The 26,282-nt window shown below is 72.2% G+C and carries 24 protein-coding genes; 12 read left to right on the forward strand and 12 right to left on the reverse strand.

Annotated features, from left to right (window positions below):
- The first annotated feature begins 108 nt into the window (after positions 1 to 108).
- Entirely contained in the window at positions 109 to 3,855 is a 3,747-nt protein-coding gene (locus GQ466_RS22655; RefSeq protein WP_161105020.1) for an RCC1 domain-containing protein, read from the forward strand.
- A gap of 37 nt (positions 3,856 to 3,892) precedes the next feature.
- Here the strand turns inward: GQ466_RS22655 and GQ466_RS22660 are convergent, their stop codons facing one another.
- The 4 genes from GQ466_RS22660 to GQ466_RS22675 form a co-directional block, all read right to left on the reverse strand.
- Positions 3,893 to 5,356 (reverse strand): DUF7059 domain-containing protein, encoded by a 1,464-nt coding sequence (locus GQ466_RS22660; protein WP_161105021.1) that lies wholly within the window; start codon positions 5,354 to 5,356, stop codon positions 3,893 to 3,895.
- A 28-nt stretch (positions 5,357 to 5,384) separates the two neighbouring features.
- On the reverse strand, positions 5,385 to 6,224 hold the full coding sequence (locus tag GQ466_RS22665) for an N-acetylmuramoyl-L-alanine amidase (RefSeq protein ID WP_337193584.1): 840 nt from the start codon (positions 6,222 to 6,224) through the stop codon (positions 5,385 to 5,387).
- A gap of 107 nt (positions 6,225 to 6,331) precedes the next feature.
- Entirely contained in the window at positions 6,332 to 6,562 is a 231-nt protein-coding gene (locus GQ466_RS22670; protein ID WP_161105022.1) for a hypothetical protein, read from the reverse strand.
- Between the two features lie 173 nt (positions 6,563 to 6,735).
- On the reverse strand, positions 6,736 to 7,836 hold the full coding sequence (locus tag GQ466_RS22675) for a LacI family DNA-binding transcriptional regulator (protein WP_202420947.1): 1,101 nt from the start codon (positions 7,834 to 7,836) through the stop codon (positions 6,736 to 6,738).
- A 401-nt stretch (positions 7,837 to 8,237) separates the two neighbouring features.
- On the opposite strand from GQ466_RS22675, the gene GQ466_RS22680 reads away from it, so the two are divergent.
- On the forward strand, positions 8,238 to 8,876 hold the full coding sequence (locus tag GQ466_RS22680; protein WP_337193585.1) for a TetR/AcrR family transcriptional regulator: 639 nt from the start codon (positions 8,238 to 8,240) through the stop codon (positions 8,874 to 8,876).
- Positions 8,877 to 9,129: 253 nt separating this feature from the next.
- Here the strand turns inward: GQ466_RS22680 and bldC are convergent, their stop codons facing one another.
- Together bldC and GQ466_RS22690 are read right to left on the reverse strand one after the other, a co-directional pair.
- On the reverse strand, positions 9,130 to 9,333 hold the full coding sequence (bldC, locus tag GQ466_RS22685) for a developmental transcriptional regulator BldC (protein WP_012850682.1): 204 nt from the start codon (positions 9,331 to 9,333) through the stop codon (positions 9,130 to 9,132).
- A gap of 355 nt (positions 9,334 to 9,688) precedes the next feature.
- On the reverse strand, positions 9,689 to 10,546 hold the full coding sequence (locus GQ466_RS22690) for a DUF8083 family protein (RefSeq protein ID WP_474078564.1): 858 nt from the start codon (positions 10,544 to 10,546) through the stop codon (positions 9,689 to 9,691).
- A 112-nt stretch (positions 10,547 to 10,658) separates the two neighbouring features.
- Between GQ466_RS22690 and GQ466_RS22695 the strand changes: the two genes are divergently transcribed.
- Positions 10,659 to 11,768 (forward strand): Glu/Leu/Phe/Val dehydrogenase dimerization domain-containing protein, encoded by a 1,110-nt coding sequence (locus tag GQ466_RS22695; protein WP_161105025.1) that lies wholly within the window; start codon positions 10,659 to 10,661, stop codon positions 11,766 to 11,768.
- Between the two features lie 362 nt (positions 11,769 to 12,130).
- Entirely contained in the window at positions 12,131 to 12,343 is a 213-nt protein-coding gene (locus tag GQ466_RS22700; protein WP_103562666.1) for a DUF3073 domain-containing protein, read from the forward strand.
- 203 nt (positions 12,344 to 12,546) lie between these two features.
- Here GQ466_RS22700 and GQ466_RS22705 read toward each other — a convergent pair whose 3' ends face one another.
- The 4 genes from GQ466_RS22705 to GQ466_RS22720 all read right to left on the reverse strand — a co-directional run bounded on the left by GQ466_RS22705 (position 12,547) and on the right by GQ466_RS22720 (position 17,136).
- The gene (locus GQ466_RS22705; protein ID WP_378186449.1) at positions 12,547 to 13,260 is read right to left on the reverse strand and encodes a SanA/YdcF family protein; all 714 of its coding nucleotides are present in this window, start codon (positions 13,258 to 13,260) and stop codon (positions 12,547 to 12,549) included.
- A 552-nt stretch (positions 13,261 to 13,812) separates the two neighbouring features.
- A complete protein-coding gene (purM, locus tag GQ466_RS22710; RefSeq protein ID WP_161105027.1) occupies positions 13,813 to 14,841 on the reverse strand; it encodes a phosphoribosylformylglycinamidine cyclo-ligase in 1,029 nt (342 codons plus the stop codon).
- 14 nt (positions 14,842 to 14,855) lie between these two features.
- Positions 14,856 to 16,322, reverse strand: a complete 1,467-nt coding sequence (gene purF / locus GQ466_RS22715; protein WP_161105028.1) for an amidophosphoribosyltransferase — start codon at positions 16,320 to 16,322, stop codon at positions 14,856 to 14,858.
- 319 nt (positions 16,323 to 16,641) lie between these two features.
- On the reverse strand, positions 16,642 to 17,136 hold the full coding sequence (locus tag GQ466_RS22720) for a sterol carrier family protein (protein ID WP_161105029.1): 495 nt from the start codon (positions 17,134 to 17,136) through the stop codon (positions 16,642 to 16,644).
- Between the two features lie 62 nt (positions 17,137 to 17,198).
- Between GQ466_RS22720 and GQ466_RS22725 the strand changes: the two genes are divergently transcribed.
- From GQ466_RS22725 to GQ466_RS32455, 5 genes are all read left to right on the forward strand, one after another.
- Complete coding sequence (locus GQ466_RS22725; protein WP_161105030.1) at positions 17,199 to 18,686, forward strand: serine/threonine-protein kinase; 1,488 nt, start codon at positions 17,199 to 17,201, stop codon at positions 18,684 to 18,686.
- Between the two features lie 111 nt (positions 18,687 to 18,797).
- Complete coding sequence (locus GQ466_RS22730; RefSeq protein WP_161105031.1) at positions 18,798 to 19,964, forward strand: S8 family peptidase; 1,167 nt, start codon at positions 18,798 to 18,800, stop codon at positions 19,962 to 19,964.
- 181 nt (positions 19,965 to 20,145) lie between these two features.
- Positions 20,146 to 21,066 (forward strand): VldE C-terminal domain-containing protein, encoded by a 921-nt coding sequence (locus GQ466_RS22735; RefSeq protein WP_161105032.1) that lies wholly within the window; start codon positions 20,146 to 20,148, stop codon positions 21,064 to 21,066.
- Between the two features lie 116 nt (positions 21,067 to 21,182).
- Positions 21,183 to 21,677: an HD domain-containing protein gene (locus GQ466_RS22740; protein WP_337193586.1), complete on the forward strand. Its 495-nt coding sequence runs from the start codon at positions 21,183 to 21,185 to the stop codon at positions 21,675 to 21,677.
- Positions 21,678 to 21,806: 129 nt separating this feature from the next.
- Positions 21,807 to 23,861, forward strand: coding sequence for a tetratricopeptide repeat protein (locus GQ466_RS32455; protein ID WP_161105033.1), 2,055 nt, complete (start codon positions 21,807 to 21,809; stop codon positions 23,859 to 23,861).
- Here the strand turns inward: GQ466_RS32455 and GQ466_RS22750 are convergent.
- On the reverse strand, positions 23,858 to 24,163 hold the full coding sequence (locus GQ466_RS22750; protein ID WP_161105034.1) for a winged helix-turn-helix transcriptional regulator: 306 nt from the start codon (positions 24,161 to 24,163) through the stop codon (positions 23,858 to 23,860). The genes GQ466_RS32455 and GQ466_RS22750 overlap by 4 nt on opposite strands.
- Positions 24,164 to 24,302: 139 nt before the next feature.
- On the opposite strand from GQ466_RS22750, the gene GQ466_RS22755 reads away from it, so the two are divergent.
- On the forward strand, positions 24,303 to 24,671 hold the full coding sequence (locus GQ466_RS22755; RefSeq protein ID WP_161105035.1) for a hypothetical protein: 369 nt from the start codon (positions 24,303 to 24,305) through the stop codon (positions 24,669 to 24,671).
- Between the two features lie 4 nt (positions 24,672 to 24,675).
- Here the strand turns inward: GQ466_RS22755 and GQ466_RS22760 are convergent, their stop codons facing one another.
- Positions 24,676 to 25,134 (reverse strand): GNAT family N-acetyltransferase, encoded by a 459-nt coding sequence (locus GQ466_RS22760; RefSeq protein ID WP_161105036.1) that lies wholly within the window; start codon positions 25,132 to 25,134, stop codon positions 24,676 to 24,678.
- A gap of 152 nt (positions 25,135 to 25,286) precedes the next feature.
- On the opposite strand from GQ466_RS22760, the gene GQ466_RS22765 reads away from it, so the two are divergent.
- Together GQ466_RS22765 and GQ466_RS22770 are read left to right on the forward strand one after the other, a co-directional pair.
- On the forward strand, positions 25,287 to 25,610 hold the full coding sequence (locus tag GQ466_RS22765) for a WhiB family transcriptional regulator (protein ID WP_161105037.1): 324 nt from the start codon (positions 25,287 to 25,289) through the stop codon (positions 25,608 to 25,610).
- Between the two features lie 72 nt (positions 25,611 to 25,682).
- The gene (locus GQ466_RS22770) at positions 25,683 to 26,282 is read left to right on the forward strand and encodes a rhomboid family intramembrane serine protease (protein ID WP_161105038.1); all 600 of its coding nucleotides are present in this window, start codon (positions 25,683 to 25,685) and stop codon (positions 26,280 to 26,282) included.

Genomic DNA, 26,282 nt, shown 5'->3' on the forward strand with positions numbered 1-26,282 from the left:
CACCGCACCCGGCGCCGCGCGCAGGAAATTGAGTTCCCCGCGCCCACGGCGGGCTCCTATTTTCAAAGTTGCGGTTCCCCCGGAATCGTTGACCTTAAGGAGCCATCTGTGTCCTCCCGTTCCGTACGCGGGCGATCACCGGCCGCATGGCGAAGGCCGCTGGTCGCGCTCACCGCGCTGGCCCTCGGCGCGACCAGCCTCGGCATCACGGCGAGCCCGGCCGGCGCCCAGGCCAAGCCCCGCCTGAAACCCCTCTACGACCACTCCCGCGACAAGGGCAGGCCCGGCACGCGCGGCCCCCTGCCCAAGGGTTTCTCCGCGACGACCCTCAAGGTGAAATTCCGGACCGAGGCGAAGGTCCGGCTGCGCGGCGGAAAACTCACCGCCGCCGACTCCGGCGCGACCGAGCAAATACAGAAAGTGCTCGCGAAGTATCCCGGCGCGACGGTCACGCGACTGTCCGTGCGCTCGGAGAAGAAGCTCGACGACGAACGCGCCGCCCTCCAGGAGAAGACGGGCCGGGAAATGCCCGACTTCAACTCCTGGTACGTCGTCCGCGTCCCGGACCATCTCGCGAACCTCGTGACGGACCTGAACGCGCTGTCGTCCGTCGAGATCGCCCAGGCGCAGGCGCAACTCAAGAACATGTCCGAGCCGCTGCAGGGCCAGCAGCGCTACCGCAACCCGGTCGGCGACCCGGCCGGCACCGGCATGGACGTCGACGGCATCAACAGCGTGCCCGGCGGCAAGGGCGACAACATCACCGTCGCGGACGTGGACAGCGGCACCTCCCAGTCCGCCGCCTTCGGCCTCCAGTGGGGCCACCTAGCGGCGGGCGGGGCGCACACGCTCGCCGTCGACCTCGGGCCGTCCGCGCCGACCGTGTGGGCCACCGGCTCCAACAACCACGGCCAGCTCGGCGACGGAACCACCACCAACCGGACGACGCCCACCGAGATCCCCGGCCTGTCCGGGGTGAAGGCCGTCGCTGCGGCGGGCGACTACTCGCTCGCGCTCAAGACCGACGGCACCATCTGGGCCTGGGGCGCGAACGGCTCCGGGCAGCTCGGCGACGGGACCACGACCGAGCGACACACGCCCGTCCAGGTCAGCGGCATCACCACCGCCACCGCGATCTCGGCGGGGTCGGACGGGCACGCGCTCGCCGTCCTGTCCGACGGGACCGTCCGGGCGTGGGGCTACAACGGCGGCGGACAGCTCGGCGACGGGACGACCACCAACCGCAGCACGCCCGTCACCGTCTCCGGCCTCACCGGGGTCAAGACGACGTGGGGCGCGGTCGGGGCGGGCGGCGGGCAGTCCCTGGCCGTCCTGACCAGCGGCACGGTCAAGGCGTGGGGGTCCAACGGCTCCGGCCAGCTCGGCGACGGGACCACCACCAACCGCACGACCCCGGTCAGCGTCTCCGGGATCACCACCGGCAAGCAGGTCGCGGCGGGCGGGCTCCACAGCCTCGCCGTCCTCACCGACGGCTCGCTGAAGGCCTGGGGGCTCAACTCGTCCGGGCAGCTCGGCGACGGGACGACCACGAACCGGACCTCGCCGGTGAGCGTCCCGCTGTCCGAACCGGTCGGCAGCGTCGTCGCGGGCGGCTTCCACACCGCCGCCCAGGCGTACGACCCGAGCAACGCCAGCTACTACTCGGCGTGGGCCTGGGGCTACAACGCCCACGGCCAGGTCGGCGACGGGACCACCACCAACCGGACGAGCCCGACGGCGCTCAGCCGCACCGGGTTCGTCACCACGCTGGCGGCGGGCGCGCAGCACACCGTCTCGGGGTTCGCGATCGGGCACGCCGCGTGGGGCTTCAACTCCAGCGGCCAGCTCGGGCTCGGTGACACCGCCGATCGGACCCAGGAGACCATCTGGGACGTCCGGAACAACTACTGGAACACCTGCCACGAGGAGTTCACGGGACGTCCGAGCCCGGGGGGCGACCCCGTCCGGATCCACCCGACGTGGGGCTCGAACTGCATCTCCTCCACGCAGAGCGAGCACGGCACCGCGATCTCCGGGATCATCGGCGCCCGGGACGACAACAACGCGGGCGTCGCGGGCATCGCGCCGCACGCCAAGCTGCTGCTGTCCTCCCCCGGCGGCGACGTCCTCGACACGATCGACGCGCTCGGGCCGGGCGACGTCATCGCCGCGCCGGTCGCGTTCGGCTCCAACGGCAAGGACTACCCGTACGAGTGGGACGGGTCGGTCTACGACGCGATCGTCCAGGCGACCGCGCGCGGGATCACGTTCATCGAGGCGGCCGGGAACAGCGGCACCAACCTCGACGACCCGAGCGACGCCAACGCGGCGCTGATCATGAGCCGTCCCGACTCGGGGGCGATCATGGCGGGCGCGGGCGCGCCGCCGAGCCCGGGCGGCTCCAACTGCCTCGGCTCCAGCCCGCCCGCCGAGCGCACCGCGATCAACCTCGCGGGGTGGTGGGCGTCCGGCTACGGGTCGCGCGTCGACCTCCAGGCGTACGGCTCGTGCGTCGCGACGCTCGGCGTCACCGGGTACCAGGACCTGACGCCGTCCGAGACGGACCCGAACAAGATGTACCGGGGGACGTTCAACGGCACGTCCAGCGCCACCGGCATCCTCGGCGGCGCGGTCGCGACGCTCCAGGGCGTGGCGAAGAAGTACGGGACGCCGCTGACGCCGCAGCAGGTCCGGCAGATCCTCAAGCAGACCGGCACGCCGCAGGCCGCGGGCGACACCCGGCACATCGGGCCCGAGCCGAACCTGCGCGCCGCCGTCGCCGCCCTGCGCGGCGGGGTGGCCGCCGGAGGGGGGCACACGCTGGACGTCAAGAACGACGGCACGGTGTGGGCGTGGGGCGACAACACGTCCGGGCAGCTCGGCGACGGGACGACCACGAACCGGACGTCGCCCGTCCAGGTGTCCGGGCTGACGAACATTGCGCGGACGTTCGGTTCGATCGACGGCGGGGGCGACCACTCGCTCGCGGTCAAGAGCGACGGGACGGTCGTGGCGTGGGGGTCCAACGCGTCGGGGCAGCTCGGCGACGGAACCACCACCAACCGCGCCACTCCGGTCGCGGTCAGCGGGCTCACCAACGTGCGCGCGGTGGCGGCGGGCGAGACCTTCTCGCTGGCGCTGAAGAACGACGGGACCGTCTGGGCGTGGGGCAACAACGCCAACGGGCAGCTCGGCGACGGGACCACGACGAACCGGACGACGCCCGTCCAGGTGTCCGGGCTGACGTCCGTGGCGTCCATCGGCGCGGGTCAGTACCACGCGCTCGCGGTCCGCACGGACGGGACCGTCCGGGCGTGGGGTGACAACGGGTACGGGCAGCTCGGCGACGGAACGACCACCGACCGACCGACTCCGGTCACTCCCACCGGGCTCAGCGGCGTCTCGACGTGGCCCGGCGCGGTGGCGGGCGGCCTCGGCCACTCGCTGGCGCTGCTGGCGAACGGCACGGTCAAGGCGTGGGGCCTCAACGCCAGCGGCGAGGTCGGCGACGGAACCACCACCAACCGCACCACTCCGGTCGCCGTCAGCGGGCTCAGCGACATCACGAGCCTGAGCGCGGGCGCCTTCCACAGCGTCGCGGTGCGGGCGAGCGGCCTCGTCGTGGCGTGGGGGTCCAACCTCAACGGCTCGCTCGGGGACGGCACCACCACGACGCGGACGACGCCGGTCAGCGTCACGGGGCTCGGCGGCGTCTCGGGCGTCTCGGGCGGGAACCTGCACACGGTCGCGGTCCGTCCCGCCGGGGCGGTCTTCGGCTGGGGCGACAACAACACCGGTGAACTCGGCGATGGAACCACCACCGATCGGTACACCGCGGTAGCGATCCTGCCGTGATCGCGGACGCCTCCCGGGGCTGCGGCTCCGGGAGGCGTCACGCCGGGACGAGGAAGCCGTCCGCGATGAGTTCGGGGAGGACGGCGGCGGCGTGCGCGCGGACTTCCGCTCGGTCGTGGTCCAGAAGTTGCGCGATCGCGTCCAGGAGCGGTTCGAGCGGGAGCGTGCCGTCGCAGACGCCCGCCAGGGCCGCTTCGATCGTTCCCACGCCCACCGCGCGGCGGAGTCCTTCGGTCTGGCGGAGCAGGATCCGCTCGGGGTCCGGGGCGCCGGGCGGGCCGATCTGCTCCTGGATCACGCCGGGGGCGAGGCTGAGTTTTCCCCAGGCTGTGGAAAACCTTGGGGCTTCCGCCAGGGCGTCGAGAACGTTGTCCACATAGGCGCCCACGGGCTCCTGGACCGCGTGGCGCAGGTCCTCCACGCGGACGGCCGGACGGCCTTCGTCCCGGCGCCGCAACGTGATCCAACCGAAGCCGACGCCGGTGACCTTCCTGCGCTCGAACTCGTCCAGCCAGGCTTCGTAACGCCCGGCGTACGCGTCGGTCTCGGCCGCGTCGCGCAGCCAGAGTTCGGCGTACTCGGCCGGGTCCTGGACGTCGCGCTGCACGATCCACGCGTCGCAGCCGGACGCCTCCGCCCAGCCGCCGACGCGCTCCTCCCAGCCCTCGCCCTCGACGTTCAGCCAGTTCGCGAGCAGGTGGCAGCGTCCGCCGTCGGTCAGGCGGTCGCGCGCGGACGTCACCAGGAGGCGGCAGAAGTCGTCGCCTTCGAGGCCCGATTCCCGGTACGTCCGGCGGGGCCCGCCCGGGGGTGCGACGACGAACGGCGGGTTCGACACGATGAGGTCGAAGCGGCGGTCCTTTACCGGCTCGAAGAGGCTGCCCCGGAGCAGTTCGACGCCGTCCAGGGCCGACAGTTCGAAGCTCGTCGCGGCGAGACGGAGGGCGCGCGGATGGACGTCCGTGGCGGTGATCCGCGCCGGGCGGCGGCCGATCGCGGGGTCCGCGAGATGCAGCGCCTGGACCCCGCAACCCGTGCCCAGATCGAGGACTTTATCCACAGGGCTGTGGACAACCAGGCGCGCCAGCGACGCCGACGCGCCGCCCGCGCCGACGACGTGGTCGGGGCCGACCGGGCGTCCCGCGCCCGGCCGCGCCTTGAGATCCGAGACCGTCCAGCCGAGGTGGCCCGCGCCCGTCACCGACTCCAGCGGCTCCACGTGCAGCAGCGGACGCAGCTCGCCGTTCTCGTGCTCGGCGAGGCCGGCGGCCACCAGATCGGCGTCGGCCGCGCCGCCGGACGGCACCGGGACCTGGAGCCAGAACAGCCGGACGAAACGCTCCAGATCGGTCCCGCCGGACGTGCCGCGCAGCGCCGGGACGATCTGGTCGCGGGCCAGCGCGCCGCCCGCCACCGGGCCGAGCAGCGCCCGCACCCCCGCGACGGTGTAGTCGGCGTCGAGAAAGGCCGCGCGGACGCGGCCGAGCACGGAATCGGGCATCCGCCCATCCTGCCGGACGGGCGCGCGGTCAGCGCAGGTAGTTCTCGAAGCCCCGGGCCAGGGACTCGGCCATCCGCTGCCGGAAGTTCGCGTCGGTCATCTTGGCGGCGTCCCCGGCGTTGCGCATGTTGCCGCACTCGATGAACACCTTCGGTACCTTCGACAGGTTCAGGCCGCCGAGGTCCGATCTCCTGTCGATGCCCTGCTCGCCGATGTAGCTCGCGTACGGGATCCCGGTGCCCGCGTGGTAGGCGGCGCGCAGCGCGAGCGCCAGCCTCGCCGACGGCGCCACGATCGCCGTGTTGAACCCGGCCACCGGCGCGGGCTCGATGATGTGGAAGCCGTGGCCGGACGCGGGCGCCCCGTCCCCGTGGATGGAGATCGCCGCGTCGGCGTGCGCGCGGTTGCCGACGGCGGCGCGCTCGTTGATGCACGGGCCGACGCCCGCGTCGTCCTGGCGGGTCATCTTCACCGTGGCGCCCTGGGCGCGCAGCAGGTCGCGCAGGCGCTTGGACACGTCCAGCGTGAACGTCGACTCGTTGTAGCCGCCGTTCGTGGCCGTGCCGGTGGTGTCGCACTCCTTCTTGCCGTTGCCGACGTCCACCTGGCGGTTGATCTCGGCCGGGTGGGCCGCGTTGCCGCCGTTGTGCCCGGGGTCGATCACGATCACCTTCCCGGCCAGCGGGCGGGAGCCCTTGGTGCGCGACGGGGTCTGTGCCGGGGCGTCCTGCGTCGTCGGCGCTCCGGTCGGCGCGGTCGGCGGGGGCGCGGTCGAGCCGCCCGCGCCGTCACCGCCCCCGCAGCCGGCCAGCCCGGTCAGGCAGAGCGCCAGACCGGCCGCGATGGTGCCGCCTCGGTGGAATCGCACAGGCCGTCTCCCGTGATGCAATCGTTACGGACCCTCACAGTCTCCACACGCGTGCCATTCCGTCAAACGGGACGACGAAAGCGGAGGGGCCTGCGCGGCCCCTCCGCTCAGTTCACCGCCTCCGCGCGGCACAGCAGCTCCGCCAGCGCCCGCGCCTCCGCGGCGTCCAGGCCCAGCACGACGCGAGGCCGCCCCCACGGATGGTCGATCGAGTGCGCCACGTAGCTCGCGACGGCCTCCTCGCCGTCCAGCCCGCGCGCGTGCCGCCACTCCGACCAGGCGCGCTCCAGCTCGCTCGCCGCGCTGCGCGCGTGCGACGCCAATTCGGGATCACGCACGACCGAACCCCCCCCGGTGACCCGTCCACCCTGCGTCCTCCGACACAGACCCATTAACCACACGAACGCGGCGGCCCGCCGGGCGAAAGCGACAGGTAAAACCCGGGCTTGGTGCGGCCCTTACCCGGTGAATACCCGGGCGGACGGCGATCGACCTTCCCTCGACCCGCGCGTCACGATGGGACCGGTCCCGTGGTGGCCCGGACGACCAGATGCGGCACGACGAGGTTCTGTCGCGCCGGTCGCGACGGGTCGCCGATGCGGGCCGTCAGCAGCTCGGCGGCGACGCGTCCCATATCCTTGCGCGGCTGGTCCACGCTGGTCAGCGAAATGTGCCGGATGGCCGCCAGATGCGTGTTGTCGTAGCCGACGATCGAGACGTCGCGGGGCACGCCGAGGCCCAGCTCGTCGGCCGCCGACAGCGCGCCCGTCGCCACCAGGTCGTTCGGCGCGAAGATCGCCGTCGGCCGGGTCGCCGGATCGCCGCCGAGCAGCGCCAGCGCCGCCCGGTAGCCGCCGTCCTCGGTGAAGTCGCCCGGGACCACGCGGATCAGCCCGTCCAGGCCGTGCCGCCGCATCGCCTTCTCGTAGCCGCTGCGCCGGTACCGCGCGGTCGTGGACCGGACGCCCTCGATGTGCGCGATCCGCCGGTGGCCCAGCTCGACCAGGTGGTCCACCGCGAGCGCGGCGCCCAGTTCGTCGTCGTCGACCACGATGTCCACCCCGTGGACGTCGCGCTCGCCGACCACGACCACCGGGACGCTCGCGGCGGCGTCGCTCAGCGAGTCCGGAACGACGCTGAGCAGCACCAGGCCGTCCACCCGCATCTCCAGGAACGCCTCGACCGCCTCGGCCTCGAACAGCGGGTCCCACCGGCCGCTGCCGACGAGCATCCGCAGGCCGTCGCCGTGCAGGCTCTCCTGGAGGCCGTCCAGGAACTCGGCGAAGAACGGGTTGTGCAGGTCGGCGACGATCGCGCCGATCAGCCGCGTCCGGCCCTCCACCAGGCTCCGCGCGACCGCGTTCGGCCGGTAGCCCAGCTCGCGCGCGGCTTGCAGGACCGCCTCGCGGCGCCGCTCGCTGACGTGCGGGGACCCGCGCATGACCAGCGACACCAGCGACTTCGACACGCCCGCGCGCTCGGCGACGTTGCGGATCGTCGGCTTCGGCGCCGGGCCGGGTCTGCCCTCCGGGGAGCGGGGCGCGGGCACGACGACGTCCCCCGCCTGGGACGTTCCCTTGCGCGTGGAACTTCCTTCACCAGCAACTGACATGGCACTCCGTCCGGGGAGCCTGCAGGACCTGCCGCGACGGCGCTCCGGACCCGCGGGGGCGGGGTCGGCGCACCTTCCTCACTCGGGAGGAGTAGCCATGATGCCCGCCCGCGCTCCCAAATGGTCGCAACAGGGAGTAACGGGCGGTCGTCAATACCGATTCAGGTCGGTGGTGTCCCGGATCACAATGGATCGGACGTAAGGGGCACGCTGGGCGGACGTCCGGAACGACGCTCGCTCGGTCGGCCGGAACACGTCAACGCTCTGCGGGATCGCGCGTCGATCCGTCATGCTGCCTCGGATACGCTGCCGGGGTGGGAGATCGCGTGACGGCTGGCAGCAGGACGAGAAGCGGCTCGGGCGCGTCCGGACGCGCCCCCCGGAGCCGGCGCCGGCTCAGCGTGGACGAGCGTCGCGACGAGCTGATCGCCGCCGCGCTGCAGCTGTTCAGCTCGCGCTCCCCCGACGAGATCTCGATCGACGACGTCGCCGCGACGGCCGGGGCGTCCCGCGCGCTCGTCTACCACTACTTCGGCGGCAAGCAGGAGCTGTACATCGCGGCGCTCGGCAGCGCGGCGCGGCAGCTCTCCGAACTGCTCGAACCGCCCACCGAGGGCAGCCCGCTGGACCGGCTGCGGCTGTCGCTCGAACGCTACTTCGACTTCGTGGAGCGGCACGCCGCCGGGTTCACCGCGCTGCTGCGCGGCGGGCCGGCCAACCGGTCCGGCGAGATCGGGGAGATCGTGGACGGCATCCGCAAGCTGCTGCTCCGGCGGATCCTGCACGCGCTGGACATCGAGAGCGCGCCGCCCATCCTGCGGATCACGCTGCGGTCGTGGCTGGCGTCGGTGGAGACGGCCGGGCTGGACTGGCTGGAGAACCGCGACATCGACCGGGCGCAGCTCGAACACGTCCTGGTAGACCAGTGCGTCGTCATGCTGGACGTCGCCGGGCACCACGAACCGGCCGTCGCGGCGCTGTTCCAGCGGCTCGCCCGCGAGGAGGAGATCGCCGGCGGCGCGGAACCCGCGCCCGCCTGACCCCGCTCAGATCCGCGTCCGGGAACGCGGAAATCCCGTTCGGACGCCGGGACCGTCCGCCCCGGGGGACGGGACGGCCGCGCGCCGCGAACGGGACCGCGCACCAGGGGGCGGCGGGATCCGGGACCACGATTCTCGGACGATCGTGGTCCCGGACCGCCGCTCGACGGCCGTTCACCCCTGCTCCCGTCCGCACTCCGCGACACGGGACGGCGCGACGGCCTGCGACCACCCCCCGATGGTCTGTCGCGCGCTACTCCGAACGCTGCTGCGGGATGCCCGCCAGCAGCGCCCGGACCTCGGCCTCGCGGTAGCGCCGGTGTCCCCCCAGCGTGCGAATGGACGTGAGCTTGCCGGCCTTGGCCCACCGCGTGACGGTCTTGGGGTCGACGCGGAACATCGTCGCCACCTCGGCGGGCGTCAGCAGGGGCTCGGCCTCTGGCGTACGTGCTGACATGTGTGCGGCCTCTCCTTCGTGGACCGATGACAGCGATCCTGCGATTGATCCTCGCGCGGTCACTGATGTCCCCTATGGCCCGAAAGAGCCACTATGACATCACAACGTGTAACCTTGCCACCACTCACCGCAACAAGCAAGTACCTGACGGCAGGGAACATCCCCGCTCTCGCGGGAGCCCCCCACCGTCGTCGCCGCCGGATCCGTGGCCACTGGGTCACGCTGAGTGATTCTAGTGACACGTATAGTCGTATCGCGCAGGGATTCGGGAAATTTGTTCAGTCTGCCCTAGCGACAGGGCCTCCCACCTGCGCCGATCCCCTACGAAAAGGTTGACCGTCGGTCGCAGAGCGTGTCAGTTCGCGGACTCCAGCGCCCGCACCCGGCGCCACCGCGCCCGCAGCCGCTCGCCCGCCGCGACCGCCAGTTCGTGCTCGCCCCGGCGGGACGCCGTCAGGGCCACGGCCAGCTCCACGACCGACATGTCGGTTTCGAGCGCGTGCTCGTCCAGCAGGTGGACGAGCCCTCCGTAGTCGAGTTCGACCAGGGAGCCGGGGTGGAAGCCGGTCAGCCACCGGTCCAGGGTCATCAGGTCGGCCGTCCCGACGGGCAGGACGCCCTCGTCCGCGATCGCCACCACCGGCAGCGCCTCCGCGATCCGGCGGCGCGCCTCGGTCAGCGGCGTGACATAGAGCATCGCCCGCGCGGCCGTGGACACCTCGGCCGCGCCCTCGCCGTCCGGCGGCAGTTCCCGGCACCGTTCCTCGCCCCGGAACGGCACCAGCCACTCCGCCGGGACGTGCCAGGTGCACGACAGGATGTGCGGGTCCATCGACCGGCCCGACCTTCGACGGCGCTCCAGGCCCGTCCCGGCCGACTCGGCCGCGATCGGCGGCAGCGCCGCGGCGGCCAGGGCGGCGGTCGTACCGTCGCGGAACCGCTCGTACGCCAGCCAGCAGCGCAGACGCGTCCCCCACGGCGCGACGTAGTACAGGTCGCCTTCGCGGCGGACGTACGCGTCCCGGCTCTCCCGCTCCGGCGCCGCGCGGCGCTCCACCAGCCGCGCCAGCGCCTCCCGCTGCTCGGCCTCCAGCGCCCCGGCGCGGCGCGGACGCCGGCGGGACTCGGCATAGGCCGTCCAGACCGTCCGCTCCGGCTCCGGGAACGCGGTCACCGGCTCGTAAACCCGAAGGTAGGCGGCGTACGGAAGCACACCCCGCATCGTGGCACGAGGCGGGGTGCGCGCGCCCGCACCCTCGCCCCGTGTCCGCCGTCACTGCGGCCTTACTCTTGAGCGCAAGGACAGACGAGAGGAGGGCACCACCGTGCCTACAGTCTTCGGCGGGTCGCCCCACAAGGACGGCCCCACCGTCCCGTCCCGGTTCGGCGCGCACGAGCAGGTCGTCTTCTGCCAGGACGAACCGAGCGGCCTGCGCGCCATCATCGCGATCTACTCGACCGCGCTCGGGCCGTCCCTCGGCGGCACCCGGTTCTACCCGTACGCCTCCGAGGACGAAGCCCTCGCCGACGTGCTGAACCTGTCGCGCGGGATGGCGTACAAGAACGCGATGGCCGGGCTGGACCTCGGCGGCGGGAAGGCCGTGATCATCGGCGACCCGGCCACCGACAAGTCCGAGGCGCTGCTGCGCGCCTACGGACGATTCGTGCAGTCGCTCAACGGGCGTTATTACACCGCCTGCGACATCGGCACCTACAGCGAGGACATGGACGTCGTCGCCCGCGAATGCCAGTACGTCACCGGCCGGACGGTCGAGCACGGCGGCGCCGGGGACTCGTCCATCCTGACGGCCTACGGCGTCTTCCAGGGCATGCGGGCCGCCGCCGAGACCCTGTGGGGCACGCCGACGCTGCGCGGGCGCCGGGTGGGCGTGGAGGGCGTCGGGAAGGTCGGGCACCGGCTCGTGGAGCACCTGCGCGAGGACGGCGCCGAGGTCGTGGTGTGCGACGTCAGCCCGCGCGCCGTGTCCCGCGTCGTCGCGGCGCACCCCGAGGTCGAGGCGGTGGACGGGAAGACGGCGCTGCTCGCGTCCGGCCTCGACGTCTACGCGCCGTGCGCCCTCGGCGGCGCGTTGGACGAGGCCACGGTCGCCACGCTGACCGGCGGGATCGTCTGCGGGGCCGCGAACAACCAGCTCGCCCACGCGGGCATCGACAAGCAGCTGGCGGACCGGGGCGTTCTGTACGCGCCGGACTACGTGGTCAACTCGGGCGGTGTGATCCAGGTCGCGGACGAGGCCGCCGGGTTCGACTTCGACCGGGCCCGCAACCGGGCCACCGGCATCTACGACACGACCCGCAAGGTCTTCGCCCTGGCCGCCGAGGAGGGCGTCCCGCCCGCCGTGGCCGCCGACCGCCTCGCCGAACGCCGCATGGCCGAGGTGGGACGCCTGCGGAGCCTGTACCTGCGGAACTGAGCCCCACCGGCCGTTCTCCCCCCGGACACCGCCCGTTCTCCAACCCATCGAGCACCGTCCGGCCCTAAGGTGTGGAGGCCTCGCGGCCTCCACACCTTAGGGAACAGGGACCGGAAGAGGTTGGTTGTGCGACGGTGCAAGGGGTGGTAACGGACCCCGCGTGGGGCGCCGATGACCACCAGATACACTGGGGCATCTCCGCAACGAGCCTTCCGCCACGTACCGCCGATGTACCGAGCCGGGCGCAAAACGGGTACGGTTGTACTCGTGACTGACGCATGGCTCATCAGGCACCGGTTCGTGTGGTACACGCGCGCGTTGATGGGCCCACGAAAGCCCTGACCATCGAGGGGGTCGAGCCAATGGGTCGCGGCCGAGCCAAGGCCAAGCAGGTGAAGGTTGCCCGCCAGCTCAAGTACAACAGCGGCGGAACGGACCTCGACCGCCTGAAGAGCGAGCTGGGAGTGAACGACTCCCAGGGCGACGACTCCTACGACGAGCTGGTTGAGAAATACGCCGACTACGCCGACGACTACGGGGCCGAAGACCGTAAGGACGGCACAACGGGCCACTGATCGACGCCCGAACGACAACGCCACTGCCCAGGACGCGCCCCGTCCAGCAGTGGCGTTGGCGTTCCCCCACCCAGCCTCCCCGCCCCCCTCAACGGGACGCGACCCCCAGGCGAATGCCGACCCCCTGAGCGCGCCCGACAGCTCCAGGCTCAACGGGACGCGAGCGCAGCACGAACACCCAGCGCGCCCGACAGTTCCAGGCCTCAAGGGGACGCGAGCGCAGTACGAACACCGGCCTCCTGAACCCCCAGCAGATGCGGATCCGGCTTGGCGACGATGCTGGCCATCGCCTTCAGCATGGCCAGCGGCTCCCGGACGTAGCCGGTGATCGTCGCGTCCGGACGCGCCTCCAGGCTCTCGTCCCCGACCCCCCACGCGTCCAGCCCGGCCGCGCGGCAGAGCGCGACGGCGCGCGGCAGATGGAAGTCCTGGGTGACCACGGTCAGCCGCCGCACACCGAAGATCCGCTTGGCGCGGGCGCAGGAGTCCCAGGTGTCCAGCCCGGCGAAGTCCCGGACGATCTTCCGTTCGGGCACGCCGTGCGCGACGAGGTACGCCCGCATGACGGACGGCTCGTCGTAACCCTTCGTCCGGTTGTCCCCGGACACGAGCAGGACCCGCACCTTGCCCCGCCGCCACAGCTCGGCCGCCAGATCCAGCCGCCGCGCCAGCAGTACGGACGGCCGCCCGTCCCTGATCCCCGCCCCCAGCACCAGCCCGACCGGCGTGGCGGGCACCGCGCCGACGGAGACCCGCCGCCCGCCCGTCTCGGCATAAGCCCACCCGAGCGGCGCGACGACGCCGTACAACCCCAACGCCACGGCCACCGCGAGCGGCCACCGCCACCGCAGCACGAGCCCGACCACACGCCGCGCCCACCGCCCGCCCCGCGACACCAAGCCCACTTCGCCCGTCACACCCGCTAAGACGCCCTTGATCCCCCGCGTGTTCTCCCCGACCCGACCGCACGGACAAGAATCACAGCCCGCCCAACCCGCCCAACCCGCCCAAGCGCCCAAGCGCCCAAGCGCCCAAGCAGCCAACCGCACGGACGGCCAGCCGGCCGCACGGACGGCCCGGCCGAACGAGCCGAGCCCACGATCCGGCCGCCTCCGCCCCTGCCGGGCCGACCGCACGAGCCGGGACGGTCGTGCCGGGGCCACGGTCATGCGGGGCGCACGGTCGTGCGCGAGGCATGGGCGTGCGCGGGGCATGGCGTGGGGGACACGGCCGCGTGGGGGACACGGCCGTGCGCGAGGCACGGTCATGCGGGGCGCACGGTCATGCGCGGGGCATGGGCGTGCGCGGGGCACGGCCGCGCGGAGGGCACAGCCGCGCGGAGGGCACAGCCGCGCGGAGGGCACAGCCGCGCGGAGGGCACAGCCGCGCGGAGGGCACAGCCGCGCGCGGGGGGCATAGCCGTGCGCGAGGCATGGGCGTGCGCGGGGCACGGCCGTGCGGGATGGGGGTCAGGTGAGGGTGGTGGTGCCGGTGCCTTCGGTGATTTCGCCGAGGATCCAGGACGGGACGTTGCGGGCCTTGAGGTTGCGCAGGGCCTCGTCGGCGTAGTCGGGGGCCACGATGGCGGCCATTCCCACGCCCAGGTTGAAGGTCTTGTCCATTTCCTCGGTGGGGATTCCGCCTGCTGTGCGGAGGACCTCGAAGAGAGAGGGCACCGTCCAGGAGGAGCGGTGCAGGACTGCGTCGACGGTCGGCGGGAGGGAGCGCGTCAGGTTCGCCGCCAGGCCGCCGCCGGTGATGTGCGCGAAGGCGCGGACGGGTCCGGAGCGGGTGAGGGCCAGGCAGTCCTGGGCGTAGATCCGGGTCGGTGTGAGGAGTTCTTCGCCCAGGGGGCGGGTGAGGTCGGCCGGGGTCGCGTCCAGCGACAGGTCCGTTGTGGCGATGACGTGCCGGACCAGCGAGTAGCCGTTGGAGTGGATGCCCGAGGACGCCAGGGCCAGCACCACGTCGCCGGGGCGGACGCGGTCGGGGCCCAGCAACTCGTCGGCTTCCACCACGCCTGTTCCGGCGCCTGCAATGTCGAACTCGTCCGGTTCCAGGAGGCCGGGGTGTTCTGCGGTCTCGCCGCCCACCAGGGCGCAGCCGGCCAGGGCGCAGGCGTCCGCTATGCCGCCCACGATGTCCGCGATCCGTTCCGGGACGACCTTGCCGCAGGCGATGTAGTCCGTCATGAACAGCGGCTCGGCCCCGCAGACGGCCAGGTCGTCGACGACCATGCCGACCAGGTCGTGCCCGATCGTGTCGTAGACGCCGAGGCGGCGGGCCAGGTCGACCTTCGTGCCGACGCCGTCGGTGGACGTCGCGAGCAGCGGACGCCGGTACTTCAGGAACGCCGACGCGTCGAACAGGCCCGCGAAGCCGCTGGCGTCGTCCACGACCTCGGGACGGCGGGACCTGGCGACGCGCGCCTTCATCAGCTCGACGGCGCGTTCGCCCGCGGCGATGTCGACGCCCGCAGCGGCGTAGGAGGTGCTCATCGGTTCCTTGTCGGTCACGGCCGGGACGGCTCCAGCAGGTACTTGCCGCGCGCGCTCTCCTCGACGGGGATCGGGTACTCGCCGTCGAAGCAGGCGCGGCACAGCCGGTCCTTCGGGATGCGGGACGCCGCGATCAGCTCGTCCAGCGCGATGAACCCGAGGCTGTCGGCGTTGATCGAGTCGCGGATGCCCTCGACGTCGAGGCGTCCGGCGATCAGCTCCTGGCGCGTCGCGAAGTCGATGCCGTAGAAGCACGGCCACGACACCGGCGGACTGGAGATCCGGACGTGGACCTCCGTCGCGCCCGCCTCGCGCAGCAGCGCCACGACCTGCCGCTGGGTGTTGCCCCGGACGATCGAGTCGTCCACGACGACCAGCCGCTTTCCCTCGATCGCCTCGCGGAGCGGGTTCAGCTTCAGCCGGATGCCGAGCTGGCGGATCGTCTGCGACGGCTGGATGAACGTCCGGCCGACGTAGGAGTTCTTCACCAGGCCCTGCCCGTACGGGATCCCGGACGCCTCGGCGTAGCCGATCGCGGCGGGCGTGCCCGACTCGGGCGTCGGGATGACGAGGTCCGCCTCGACGGGGTGCTCCAGCGCGAGCCGGCGGCCGACCTCGACGCGGGTGGCCTGCACGCTGCGGCCCGCGATGGTCGTGTCGGGACGCGCCAGGTACACGTACTCGAACAGGCAGCCCTTCGGCCGAGGCTCGGCGAACCGCTCCGAGCGGACGTCCCCGACACCGGGGCCGTCGATCGCGATCAGCTCGCCGGGCTCGATCTCCCGGACGAACCGGGCGCCGACGATGTCCAGCGCGGCCGTCTCCGACGCCACGACCCAGCCCCGGTCCTCCCAGCGGCCGAGGACGAGCGGGCGCACGCCCTCGGGGTCGCGGGCGGCGTAGAGCGTGGTCTCGTTCATGAAGACCAGCGAGAACGCGCCGCGCGTGACCGGCAGGATCTCCCGCGCGGCGGCCATCGGGTCGCCGTCGCGGGTGGCGAGCAGCGCCGACAGGACGTCGGTGTCGGACGTGGCCGTCCGCTCCCCCGCGCCGAGCCGCGCCGCCAGCTCCGGCGTGTTGATCAGGTTGCCGTTGTGGGCGAGGGCCAGCCCGCCGCCGTCGCCGGTGGAGCGGAACGTCGGCTGCGCGTTCTCCCAGGTCGACGCGCCGGTCGTGGAGTAGCGGCAGTGCCCCACGGCCAGGTGGCCGCGCAGCGTGCTCAGGACCGACTCGTCGAAGACCTGGGCGACCAGGCCCATGTCCTTGTAGACGACGATGCGGGAGCCGTCGCTGACGGAGATGCCCGCCGACTCCTGGCCGCGGTGCTGGAGCGCGTAGAGGCCGTAGTAGGCGAGCTTCCCGACCTCCGCCCGGCTCGCCTGTTCCGGGGGGACCCAAACACCGAACACCCCGCAGGCGTCCTGGGGGGCACGGTCGGTGGGATCGAGGTCGTGGCTCAGTCGTCCATAGCGGAGAGGCACGTCCGTCAGTGTAGATGGCGGCCCTCGTTGGTCCGCTCGGCATGGTTCCTGACCGGACTTTTACCTGGGAATTTATCGGCGCGGACCCGACACCCCCCGTCCCGCCACCGCCGCGCCCGCTCGGCGGTCGCCGGAGAGCCCGGACAAGACGTGTCAGGACGGCCCGGACGAGCCGTCGGGCACCGGCCCGGCGCATGATTCCGACAGTTGAGACAAACATCACATCCCCCGTTCCGGCCCGCCCCCGGGGCCGTGTCTCCACCCTGACGGCGCGGGGATGCCGGAGGAAAGCCCGGTCCGAAACTGTGGATAACCCGGCTCAGCCGTCGGCCGACGCCCGCCCGGACGGGGCATCCGCCGCATTCGGGACATCCGGCGCGACCAGCGGAAGGTAGGGCGCCAGATCCGCGCGCGAGCCGCTCGCCGTCACCGCGTGCGCGGCCGTCGCGTCCGCCCACGCCACGGCACCGGTCGCGAGTGAAATCCACGTTTCGGCCGACATCTCCACCACGTTCGGCGGGGTTCCACGGGTATGGTGCGGGCCGTCGACGCACTGCACGGCCGCGTGCGGCGGCACCCGGACCTCGACGGACCGTCCCGGCGCCCGTTCGGCCAGCGCGCCGAGCAGGAACCGGACGGCCCCGGTCAAAACCGGACGGGACGGCTCCACCCCGGCGGCACGGGCGGCCAGCACCGTGTCCAGCGCGGCCCGGCGCAGCGCGGTCGTATCGTCCGGGCGGCCCGCGTAGGGGGGCAGCCCGAGCGCGGTGCGCTGCTCGTCCAGCGCGGCCGGGGTGAGCGGTCGTCGAGGCATCGCCTCGACCGTACCCCGCCCGGTCCGGGGACTCCGCTCCCGCAGACACACGGAGGTTTCAGATGCCCGAGGCGCTGCCCCTGCAGCCCGGCGATCCCCGCCGGCTCGGCGAGCACGAGATCACGGGCAGGATCGGCGTCGGCGAGCACGGCGCGGTCTTCCTCGGCCGGTCCGCCGACGGCAGACCCGTCGCGGTCAAGCTCCTGCACCTCGGCCTGAGCGGCCGGCCGCTGGCGGACGCCCGGTTCACGGCGGCGTTCGCGGCGGCGCGGCGGGTGGCGGGCTTCTGCTCGGCGTCGGTCCTGGACGCGGGCACGCAGGACGACCGCGCGTTCGTCGTCACCGAGTTCGTGGACGGCCCGTCCCTCGCCGCGCTCGTCGCCGCCGAGGGCCCGCGCGGCGACACCGTCCTGGAGCGGCTGGCGGTCGGCATGGCGGTCGCACTGGCCGCCATCCACCGCGCTGGATCGGTGCACGGCGATCTACGGCCCGCCAACGTCCTGCTCGGCCCGGACGGCCCCCGCGTCACGGACATCGCCGTCCGCTCCGCACTGGAGGCGCTCGGTACGCCGCCGTCCACGACCGGAGAGGCGCCGTATTACCAAGCCCCCGAGCAGTTCGAGGGCGGCCCGGCGGGCGCGCCCGCCGACATCTTCGCGTGGGGGGCGACGCTGCTGTTCGCGGCGACGGGCGTCCGTCCGTTCTCCGACATGGCGCCGGACGAGGACCCGGATCTGGCGCCGCTGCCGGAGTCGCTGCGCGGCCTCGTCGGGACGGCCCTCGCCAGGGACCCGGCCGACCGTCCGACCGCGCAGCGGATCCTGGACCGGCTGCTCGTCGAGGACGCGGCGCTCGCCGACCGCCTGCCCGCGTCGATGGTGGCCGAGGGACGGGCGCTGGCGCAGGGCGTCCGCGCGCCGCAGCCCGCGCCCGGGCCCGGGCCGGACGAGCAGGCCACGACCCTCTTCAGCGCGCCGACGCCCGACACCGAGGGCACCGCGCTCATCCCCGGCCTCGCCGACCCCGGCACCGCCGTCCTCCCGCCGGTGCCCCCCGCCCCGAAGGCCCGGCGCGGCGGCCACGTGCTCGGCCTCGCGCTGTCGGTGACGATCGGCGTGCTGGCCGGCGTCGCGATCATCACGCTGGTGCTGTGGCCGCGGCTCGGCGGCGGCGACGGCGGTTCCGGCGGCGACCCGGCGAACGTGGCGGACGGACGTCCCGTCGCCGCGATCCCCGGCACGTTCGCGGGCACGTGGAAGGGCACGGCCGTGAACCAGAACAGCGGTGTGTCGTTCCCCGTCGAGGTGACGTTCCAGGAGGGCGGTAAGACCGCGCACGCGGTGTACCCGAAGGAGCGTTGCAACGGGACCCTGTCCCTGACGCGCGGTACCGGAAGCAGCCTGGAGATGGCATTGCGGATCGGTAAGCCGTGCACGCCCGGCCACATTCAGGTGACGCGGCAGCCGGACGGCACGCTCCAGTACGCCTGGAGCCGGAGCGAGAACGGCCGTCCGGTCGGCTATCAGGGACGACTCACGCGCATCGGATAGCCACAATGGGTGATAAATCCGTCTAATTAGCGCCGGGTCCATTAGGGTGCATTCGGTCGAAGCCCCGCACAGGCAGCGGACCCCCCGTCCGCACAGATTGAAGGAGGCCCCTTGCGGCCCACCCCCCGAAGGCTGCTGGTCGTCGGCTCGATCGCCGCGTGCGCGTCCGCCGCGGTGGCCGTGCCCGTGCTCGCCGCGGGCCAGGACGACCTCGTCGCCGTGACGGCGGCACAGGGCACGCCCGTCCCCGGGCGGTACATCGTCACCCTGCGCGACGGCGCCTCGTCCAGCACGACGGCCGGGCGCGTCAACGCGGCCGGGACCAAGCGCCTCAGCGTCATCAACGGGTTCGTCGCCAAGCTCACGCCGAGCCAGCTCGACAAGCTGCGCCACGACAAGTCCGTCGCCGCGATCGAGCAGGACCAGATCGTCAAGGCCGACACGACCCAGAAGGCCCCGCTGCCGTGGGGCCTGGACCGCATCGACCAGCGCAGCCGCACGCTCTCGAAGACGTACACGTACAAGTCGACCGGCAGCGGCGTCAACGCCTACATCATCGACACCGGCATCGACGCCCAGCACCCCCAGTTCGGGGGACGGGCGTCCGTCGCGTGGTGGGCTCCCGACAGCTTCACCAACGGCAATGACTGCAACGGCCACGGGACGCACGTCGCCGGCATCATCGGTTCCAAGACCTACGGTGCCGCCAAGGGCGTGAAGCTGCGCGCGCTGCGCGTCCTGGACTGCGACGGTTCCGGTTACATGTCGGACGTCCTCGACGCCGCGAACTGGCTGAAGGGCCACGCCGTCAAGCCCGCCGTCGCGAACCTGTCCCTCGGCGGACCGAAGTCCACCGCGGTGAACACGGCCCTGACGAACCTCTCCAAGTCGGGCGTGTTCGTGACCGTCGCGGCGGGCAACGACAACAAGAACGCGTGCAACTACTCGCCGGCCAGCGCGGGCTGGGTCGAGGCCGTCGGCGCGACGACGATCTACGACAACAAGGCGTCGTTCTCGAACTACGGCTCGTGCGTCGACATCCAGGCGCCCGGTTACGGGATCACCTCCACCTGGCCGGGCGGCGGCAGCCAGGTCGAGAGCGGCACGTCGATGGCCACGCCGTACGTGGCGGGCGTCGCGGCCCTGTACCTCGCCACCCACAAGACGGCGACGTTCCCGACCGTGCAGAAGTGGCTCGCGGACAACTCGACGAAGAACGTGGTCAAGAAGCTGCCGTCGGGCACCCCGAACCGTCTTCTCTACAAGGCCGGTCTGTGACCCGCTCCCGTAGGATGCCCCGTGCCGGGGTCCGCGATGCGGCTACCCTGTGCGCGGGCGGTTCCTTCCGGTTCGTGAGCTTCGCTCCCTGACCGGCCCGGTCTCCGGAACGGACCCGCCCGGTCCGTTCCGGAGACCGGAACGCCGTTCCAGTCCGTCGGCCCCGAGAGGAGACGCCCAGGTGGAGGCCCGCAGCTCCGCCCGCAGGCGCCGTGCCGTCCTGGCCGTCGCGGCGGCCGGGATCCTCGCGCTGCCGCTGGCCGGCGCCGTCCCGGCGGACGCCGACCCCGGCGACAGCGGCCGGATGGAGAAGCTCAACCGGCAGATCGCCAAGCTCGACCGCGCGTACGGCGGCGACCTCGCCAAGCTCAAGGACGCGCAGTTCGGCGTCCAGAAGGCGATGAAAAGCGCCGACACGCTGCGCAAGGAGCGCGACGACGCCCAGCGGCTCGTCGCCCAGCTCGCCGCGAACCAGTACATGACGGGCGGCGGGGATCCGGCGCTCACCGCGATCTCGTCGGACGACCCGTCCGGCTTCCTCAACACCGCGAGCCTCGCGCAGCACCTCGCCACCAACCAGGCCGCGCGCGTTCAGCAGGTGCAGAAGCTCATCGACCAGCAGGAAAAGGCGCGGAAAGAGGCCGAGCAGAAGATCGAGGACCTCCAGAAGGAGATCGACGATCTGAAGAAGCAGCGCAAGCGCATCCAGGCGCTCGTCAAGAAGTACAAGCCGCAGTCGCCGAGCGTCGGAATGGGCGGCGTGACGCCGCGGATGCTGCACGTGAAGCAGGTCATCGACGCCGAGTTCGGGCCGTTCCCGACGATCGGCTGCACCCGTCCGGGCGACCCGCAGGACCACGGGACGGGCCGCGCCTGCGACTTCATGGAGAGCAGCGGCGGCTCGATGCCGACCGCGACGCGCCAGCAGAACGGCGACCAGGTGGCGGCGTACGCCATTTCGCACGCCAGTTCGCTCGGCATCAAGTACGTGATCTGGCGGCAGCGGATCTACGACATGCGCAGCCCCGGCTGGCGCGCGATGGAGAACCGCGGCGGAATCACCGCCAACCATTACGACCACGTGCACATCTCGGTCTTCTGACCTCAAAGGATGAGCCGACGACGAACTCCGCCAGCGCTCTCGCCCGTGCTCTGACCGACCCCGCCGAGTTCCCGCTGCACGAGCTGCCGGACGAGGTCGTCGAACTATTGCAGGCGGTGAACAGCCCTCCCCGGCTGGCCGCTCATCTTCGTCTCGTCCACGACGCCGCTCGGCGGATCGCCGATTGGCTCCAGCAGCGGCACCCTCGGCTTTCCTTCGACCGACGAGCCGTGCTTTTCGGTGCCGCGACCCACGACATCGGCAAGGCCCTGCACCCGGCCGAACTCTCCGGCCCCGGCTCGACCCACGAACCCGCCGGACGAGACCTCTTGCTCCAGCACGGCTTCGACAGCGACCTCGCCCGGTTCGCCGCGACGCACGCGTCCTGGGACCAGCCCGGCATCACCCTTGAAGACCTGCTCGTCAGCCTCGCCGACAAGGTCTGGAAGAACAAGCGCGTCCTCGACCTGGAAGACCTCGTCGTCAACCACCTCGCCCACGCCACCGGCCACCAGCCCTGGGAGGAGTACGCCGCCCTCGACGAGTTCCTCACCCGTCTCGGCGACATCGCCGACCAGCGGCTCGCCTTCCAAACCACCTACTCGATCTGAAGGCGAGGCGCATGCCGGTCGACGGCGCGCTCGTTGCCGCGCGTCCGGCCGTCGGACGCTCGGAACGGGGCGTGGCCTGGTGAGGTCATCGGGCATCTCGGCCGTGGGGCGTGTGACAGCGTGGACGGCGTGAAACGCCGCGTGGTCGGAGTCGGCTTCCTTGCGAGTGCGGCGGCCCTGCTGGTCGCGACGCCGGGGGTGCTCGCGGCGGCCGGGGTCAAGGATTGGCGTCTGCTGGCGGGCGCCGCGCTTGTCGTGCCCATCGCCGCGTTGCTCGCCGGGGTCTGGAAGACGCGGTTCGAGAACGCCGTCCAATCGCGCGAGACGCACGCCCGGGAACTGGCCAAGGGGACGTTCGCGCCCGCCGGGAAACTGCCGCGCGTGCGGGACATCACCGATCCCGTGCGGGCGGTCGGCGTGCATCCGGCGCGGCGCCGCGATTCCGGCGGGGATCGGGTTCCAGCTTATGTCCCGCGCGATTTCGACGGACGGCTCCGCGCCGCGCTCGCGGCGCCCGGTTTCATTCTTCTGGTCGGGGATTCCACGGCAGGAAAGACGCGGTCGGCGTTCGAAGCGATGCGCGCGGTGCTGCCCGATCACCGCCTCGTCATGCCGGTGCGGCGGGACGGTGTCGCTGCGGCCGTGGCGGAGGCGATGACGCTACGGCACTGCGTTCTCTGGCTGGACGATCTGGAGGGCTTTCTCGGGCCCGGCGGTCTGACGCGCAAAGAGGTCGCCGAACTGCTGGACGGGCCGGGGCATCACCGGATCGTCCTCGCGACCCTGCGCGCCGCGGAAGAGGACCGGCTGGCCTCCGGGGACGACGACGAAGGCCGGCGGTTGAGCCGGGAGGGCCGCGCCGTTCTCGAACAGGCCGACCGGATCCTTGTCGAGCGCCTTTTCAGCGCGCCGGAGAAGGAGCGCGCCGCCGGGCTGGCCGACGACGACTCCCGGATCGCCGACGCCCTTTCCAGCGCGGACGTCCTCGGCGTTCCCGAGTATCTGGCCGCCGGTCCGCAACTGAAAGAGGAATGGGAGCGGGCGTGGGCGCGCGGGACGCATCCGCGCGCCGCCGCGCTCATCGCCGCCGCCGTCGACCTGCGCTGCGCCGGGTTCGCCTCGCCGCTCCCCCGCGCACTGCTCAGCGAGACGCACGAGTACTACCTGGAGAAGCGCGGCGGCTCACGTCTCAATCCCGAACCCGAGGAGAAAGCCTGGGAATGGGCCACGCGACTCCGCGACTCGGGAAACGCCCCGCTGCACGCGGGCGACGACGACACCTACGAGCTTTTCGACTACCTGCTGGACGACGTCCAGCGCGCCGCGCCGCCCGGCACCCACACGCCCGAAGAGACCATCACGGCGGCACTGCGCCACGCCCGCGCCGACGACGCCCACGAGATCGCCGCGACCGCGTACGGTCAGGGCCGCTACCGCCTTTCCGAAACGGCCTTGCTCCAGGCCATCGAGGCGCGGAAGAACGAACTCGGACCGGAGGATCCGACCGTTCTGGCCGCCCGCACGAATCTCGCCGTCGTGCTCGGCGACATGGGGCGCCTGGAAGAGTCCGACGCCGAACAGCGGGCCGCACTGGAGATCGCCACGCGCGTTCTCGGCCCCGACCATCTCGACACGCTGGACGCGCGCAGCAACCTCGTCAACCTCCTCTATCTCCGGGGCCGCCTGGACGAGGCCGAGACCGAGCAACGGGCCCTCCTCGCCGTGCTGGAACGAACGGTCGGCCCGGAGCACCCGACCACGCTCATCGCCCGCAATACCCTCGGCCTCGTCCTGACCGACCTCGGCCGCCTGGACGAGGCGGAAATCGAGCACCGCGCCGAACTCGAAGCGTCCGCGCGCGTCCTCGGCACCGACCATCCCGAGACCCTCGCGAGCCGCAACAATCTCGCCCGCGTTCTGCACGAACTGGGACGGCTCGAAGAATCCGAGGCCGAATACCGGGCCCTCCTGGAGGCCGGGGAACGGGTTCTCGGCCGGGACCATCCGCACATGCTCATCGCCCGCAACAACCGCGCGGCCGTCCTCGCGGAAGCGGGCCATGCCGACGAGGCCACGAGCGAACTCCGCGCGGTGGTGGAGACCAGCGAACGCGTTCTCGGCCCCGACCACCCCGACACCGTGGACCGCCGTCAGGGCCTCGCCCGGCTGGAGGCGCGGGATTAGGCGCGTTGAGGCATCAGGTGGGCGTTGGCCCAGCGGGTCAGTTCGTTCAGGGACGGGACGAGAGCGCGGCCCGTCGCGGTGAGGCGGTAGCGGAGGTCGTCGCGCTCGATCAGGCCCGTCCCGACCAGTTCGGTGATCCGCGCCGAGAGCACCGAGTCGCTGATGCCGCCGATTCCCCGGCGCAGTTCGGCGAATCCCGCGTCCCCTTCGGCGAGCACCCCGAGCAGCATCCCGGTCCAGCGTTTGCCCAGCACCTCGAACGCCAGCGCGAGCGCTTCGTCGCACCTCGGTTCCCCCGGCATTCCGACCACCCCCTGAGTCGGCCCACCAGTCTACGAGCCGTCCGGAAAGTGACCGGTGGAGGTCATCGCGGACGGCGCGGGGAACATTTCGAAAGAATCGTGGTCCCGGTCACCCCCGGATCGGACGCAAGGAGCGATCATGAAGATTCTCGGGCGCGAACCCGCCCTGTGGACCGCCCTCACCGCCGTCGCCGTTCAGTTCCTCGTCGCCTGGGGCGTCGATCTCAGCGAGCAGCAGCAGGCCTGGATCAACGCCGCGACGACGGCCGTGATGGGCCTGGTCATCGCCCTGTCGGTCGCGCGCGACCAGATCGTCCCGGCGGCGTCGGGCGTGCTGGTGGCGATCCTCCAGCTCGCCGTGTCGTTCGGCGCGGACATCGACCAGAAGCAGATCACGACGGCGGGCGCGCTGCTGACGGCCGTGCTCGGCCTGTGGCTGCGGTCGCAGGTCACCGCGCCGATCGGCGCGGACGGCGCGAAGGTCGCCAAGGTACGCGCCGCGCGGTGAGACTTCAGTCGTCGCGCAGGTGGTACTTCATGCCCATGTGGGAGGGGATGAAGCCGATCTTCTGGTAGAAGCGGATGGTCTGGGGCCGCTGGCGGTCGGTCGTGAGCTGGACGACGCGGCAGCCCCGGGCCCGCGCCTGGTCGATCGCCCAGCCGATCATGATCTGGCCGATGCCGTGGCCGCGCTGCTCGGCCGCGACGCGCACGCCCTCGATCTGCGCGCGCTCTCCTCCGGTGTAGGTGAGGCCGGGGATGTAGGTGAGTTGGAACGTGCCCGCCACGACGCCGTCGATCTCGGCGACGATCTGGAAGTTGTTCGGATCCTTCTCGATGGCCGCGAAGGCGTCGAAGTAGGCCGCCGGGATGACCGCGCCGGGGGATTCGCGGGTCGCGCCCAGGGGGTCGTCGGCCAACAGGTGGACGATCGCGGGGAGGTCGTCCCGCGTCGCCTCGCGAAAGGTCACTTCTGGATCACGCCGCACGTCAACAGGCTATCGGGACGTTCTCCGGCCTTTGTCCCAACGACTTGTAGTACTACCGGACGTAGTACTACGTTAGGTGGAGGACAAACCCACCCCGCTTCTGCACTCGGCGCGAACCGCCGCAGGGAGACGTCATGTCGACACCGAGCACCGAAGAACACTGGAGCGACCACGCCATCTGCCGCGGCGCCGATCCCGACCTCTTCTTCCCGATCGGGTACTCGGCGTCCATCCTGAAGGAACAGGAGCGGGCGGCGAAGCGGATCTGCGGAAACTGCCCCGTCGTGAGCGACTGCCTGACCTGGGCGCTGCGCGTCGGCGAGCCGGACGGCATCTGGGGCGGCACGACCCCCGAGGAGCGCCGCCGCCTGCGCCGCGAGGCCGAGGCGCCCGCCCGCCGGCGGCTGCCGGTCATCATGGTCCGGGGCGACGTCCCGGTCGGCGCCGACGCCGCCTGACCCAGGCACTTTTCCGGCGAACCGGACGTTGAACCGGGTGACGCACGCACCTCCTCGCCTTACGGTGATGCCATGAGCCCCCCGGTTCCCGACCAGCGCCCGTCCGCCGGGCTCGCGACGCAGGGCGCGCGGGCCGTGACGGCGGCGGTGCTCGTCCTCGCCGTCACCGCCGTGATGTGGCTGCTGGAGATCGTCGACGTCGCCACGGACAACTCACTGGACCGCTACGGCATCCAGCCCCGCGACGTCGCCGATCTCCCGGACATCTTCACCGCGCCGTTCCTGCACGGCGGCTTCGACCACCTGACGGGCAACACCGTCCCGTTCGTCGTGCTCGGCTTCCTCGCGGCCTGGCGCGGGATCGCGAAGTTCCTCGGGATGTCGCTGATCGTCATCGTGACCGGCGGGCTCGGCGTGTGGTTCACCGGCTCGGCGAACACGCTCGGCTCCAGCATCCTGATCTTCGGGTTCTTCGGGTACCTGCTCGGCCGGGGCGTGTTCGAGCGCCGCGTGCTGGACATCGTCATCGCGGTCGCCGTCGTCGCGTTCTACGGGACGCTCGTGTTCGGCGTCCTGCCGAGCGACCCGCGCATCTCCTGGCAGGGGCACCTGTTCGGGCTGATCGGCGGCGTGGCCGCCGCGTGGGCGCTGCGCCGGAGCGCCCACGCCTGA

Source organism: Actinomadura rayongensis, assembly GCF_009831215.1.
Classification (GTDB): domain Bacteria; phylum Actinomycetota; class Actinomycetes; order Streptosporangiales; family Streptosporangiaceae; genus Spirillospora; species Spirillospora rayongensis.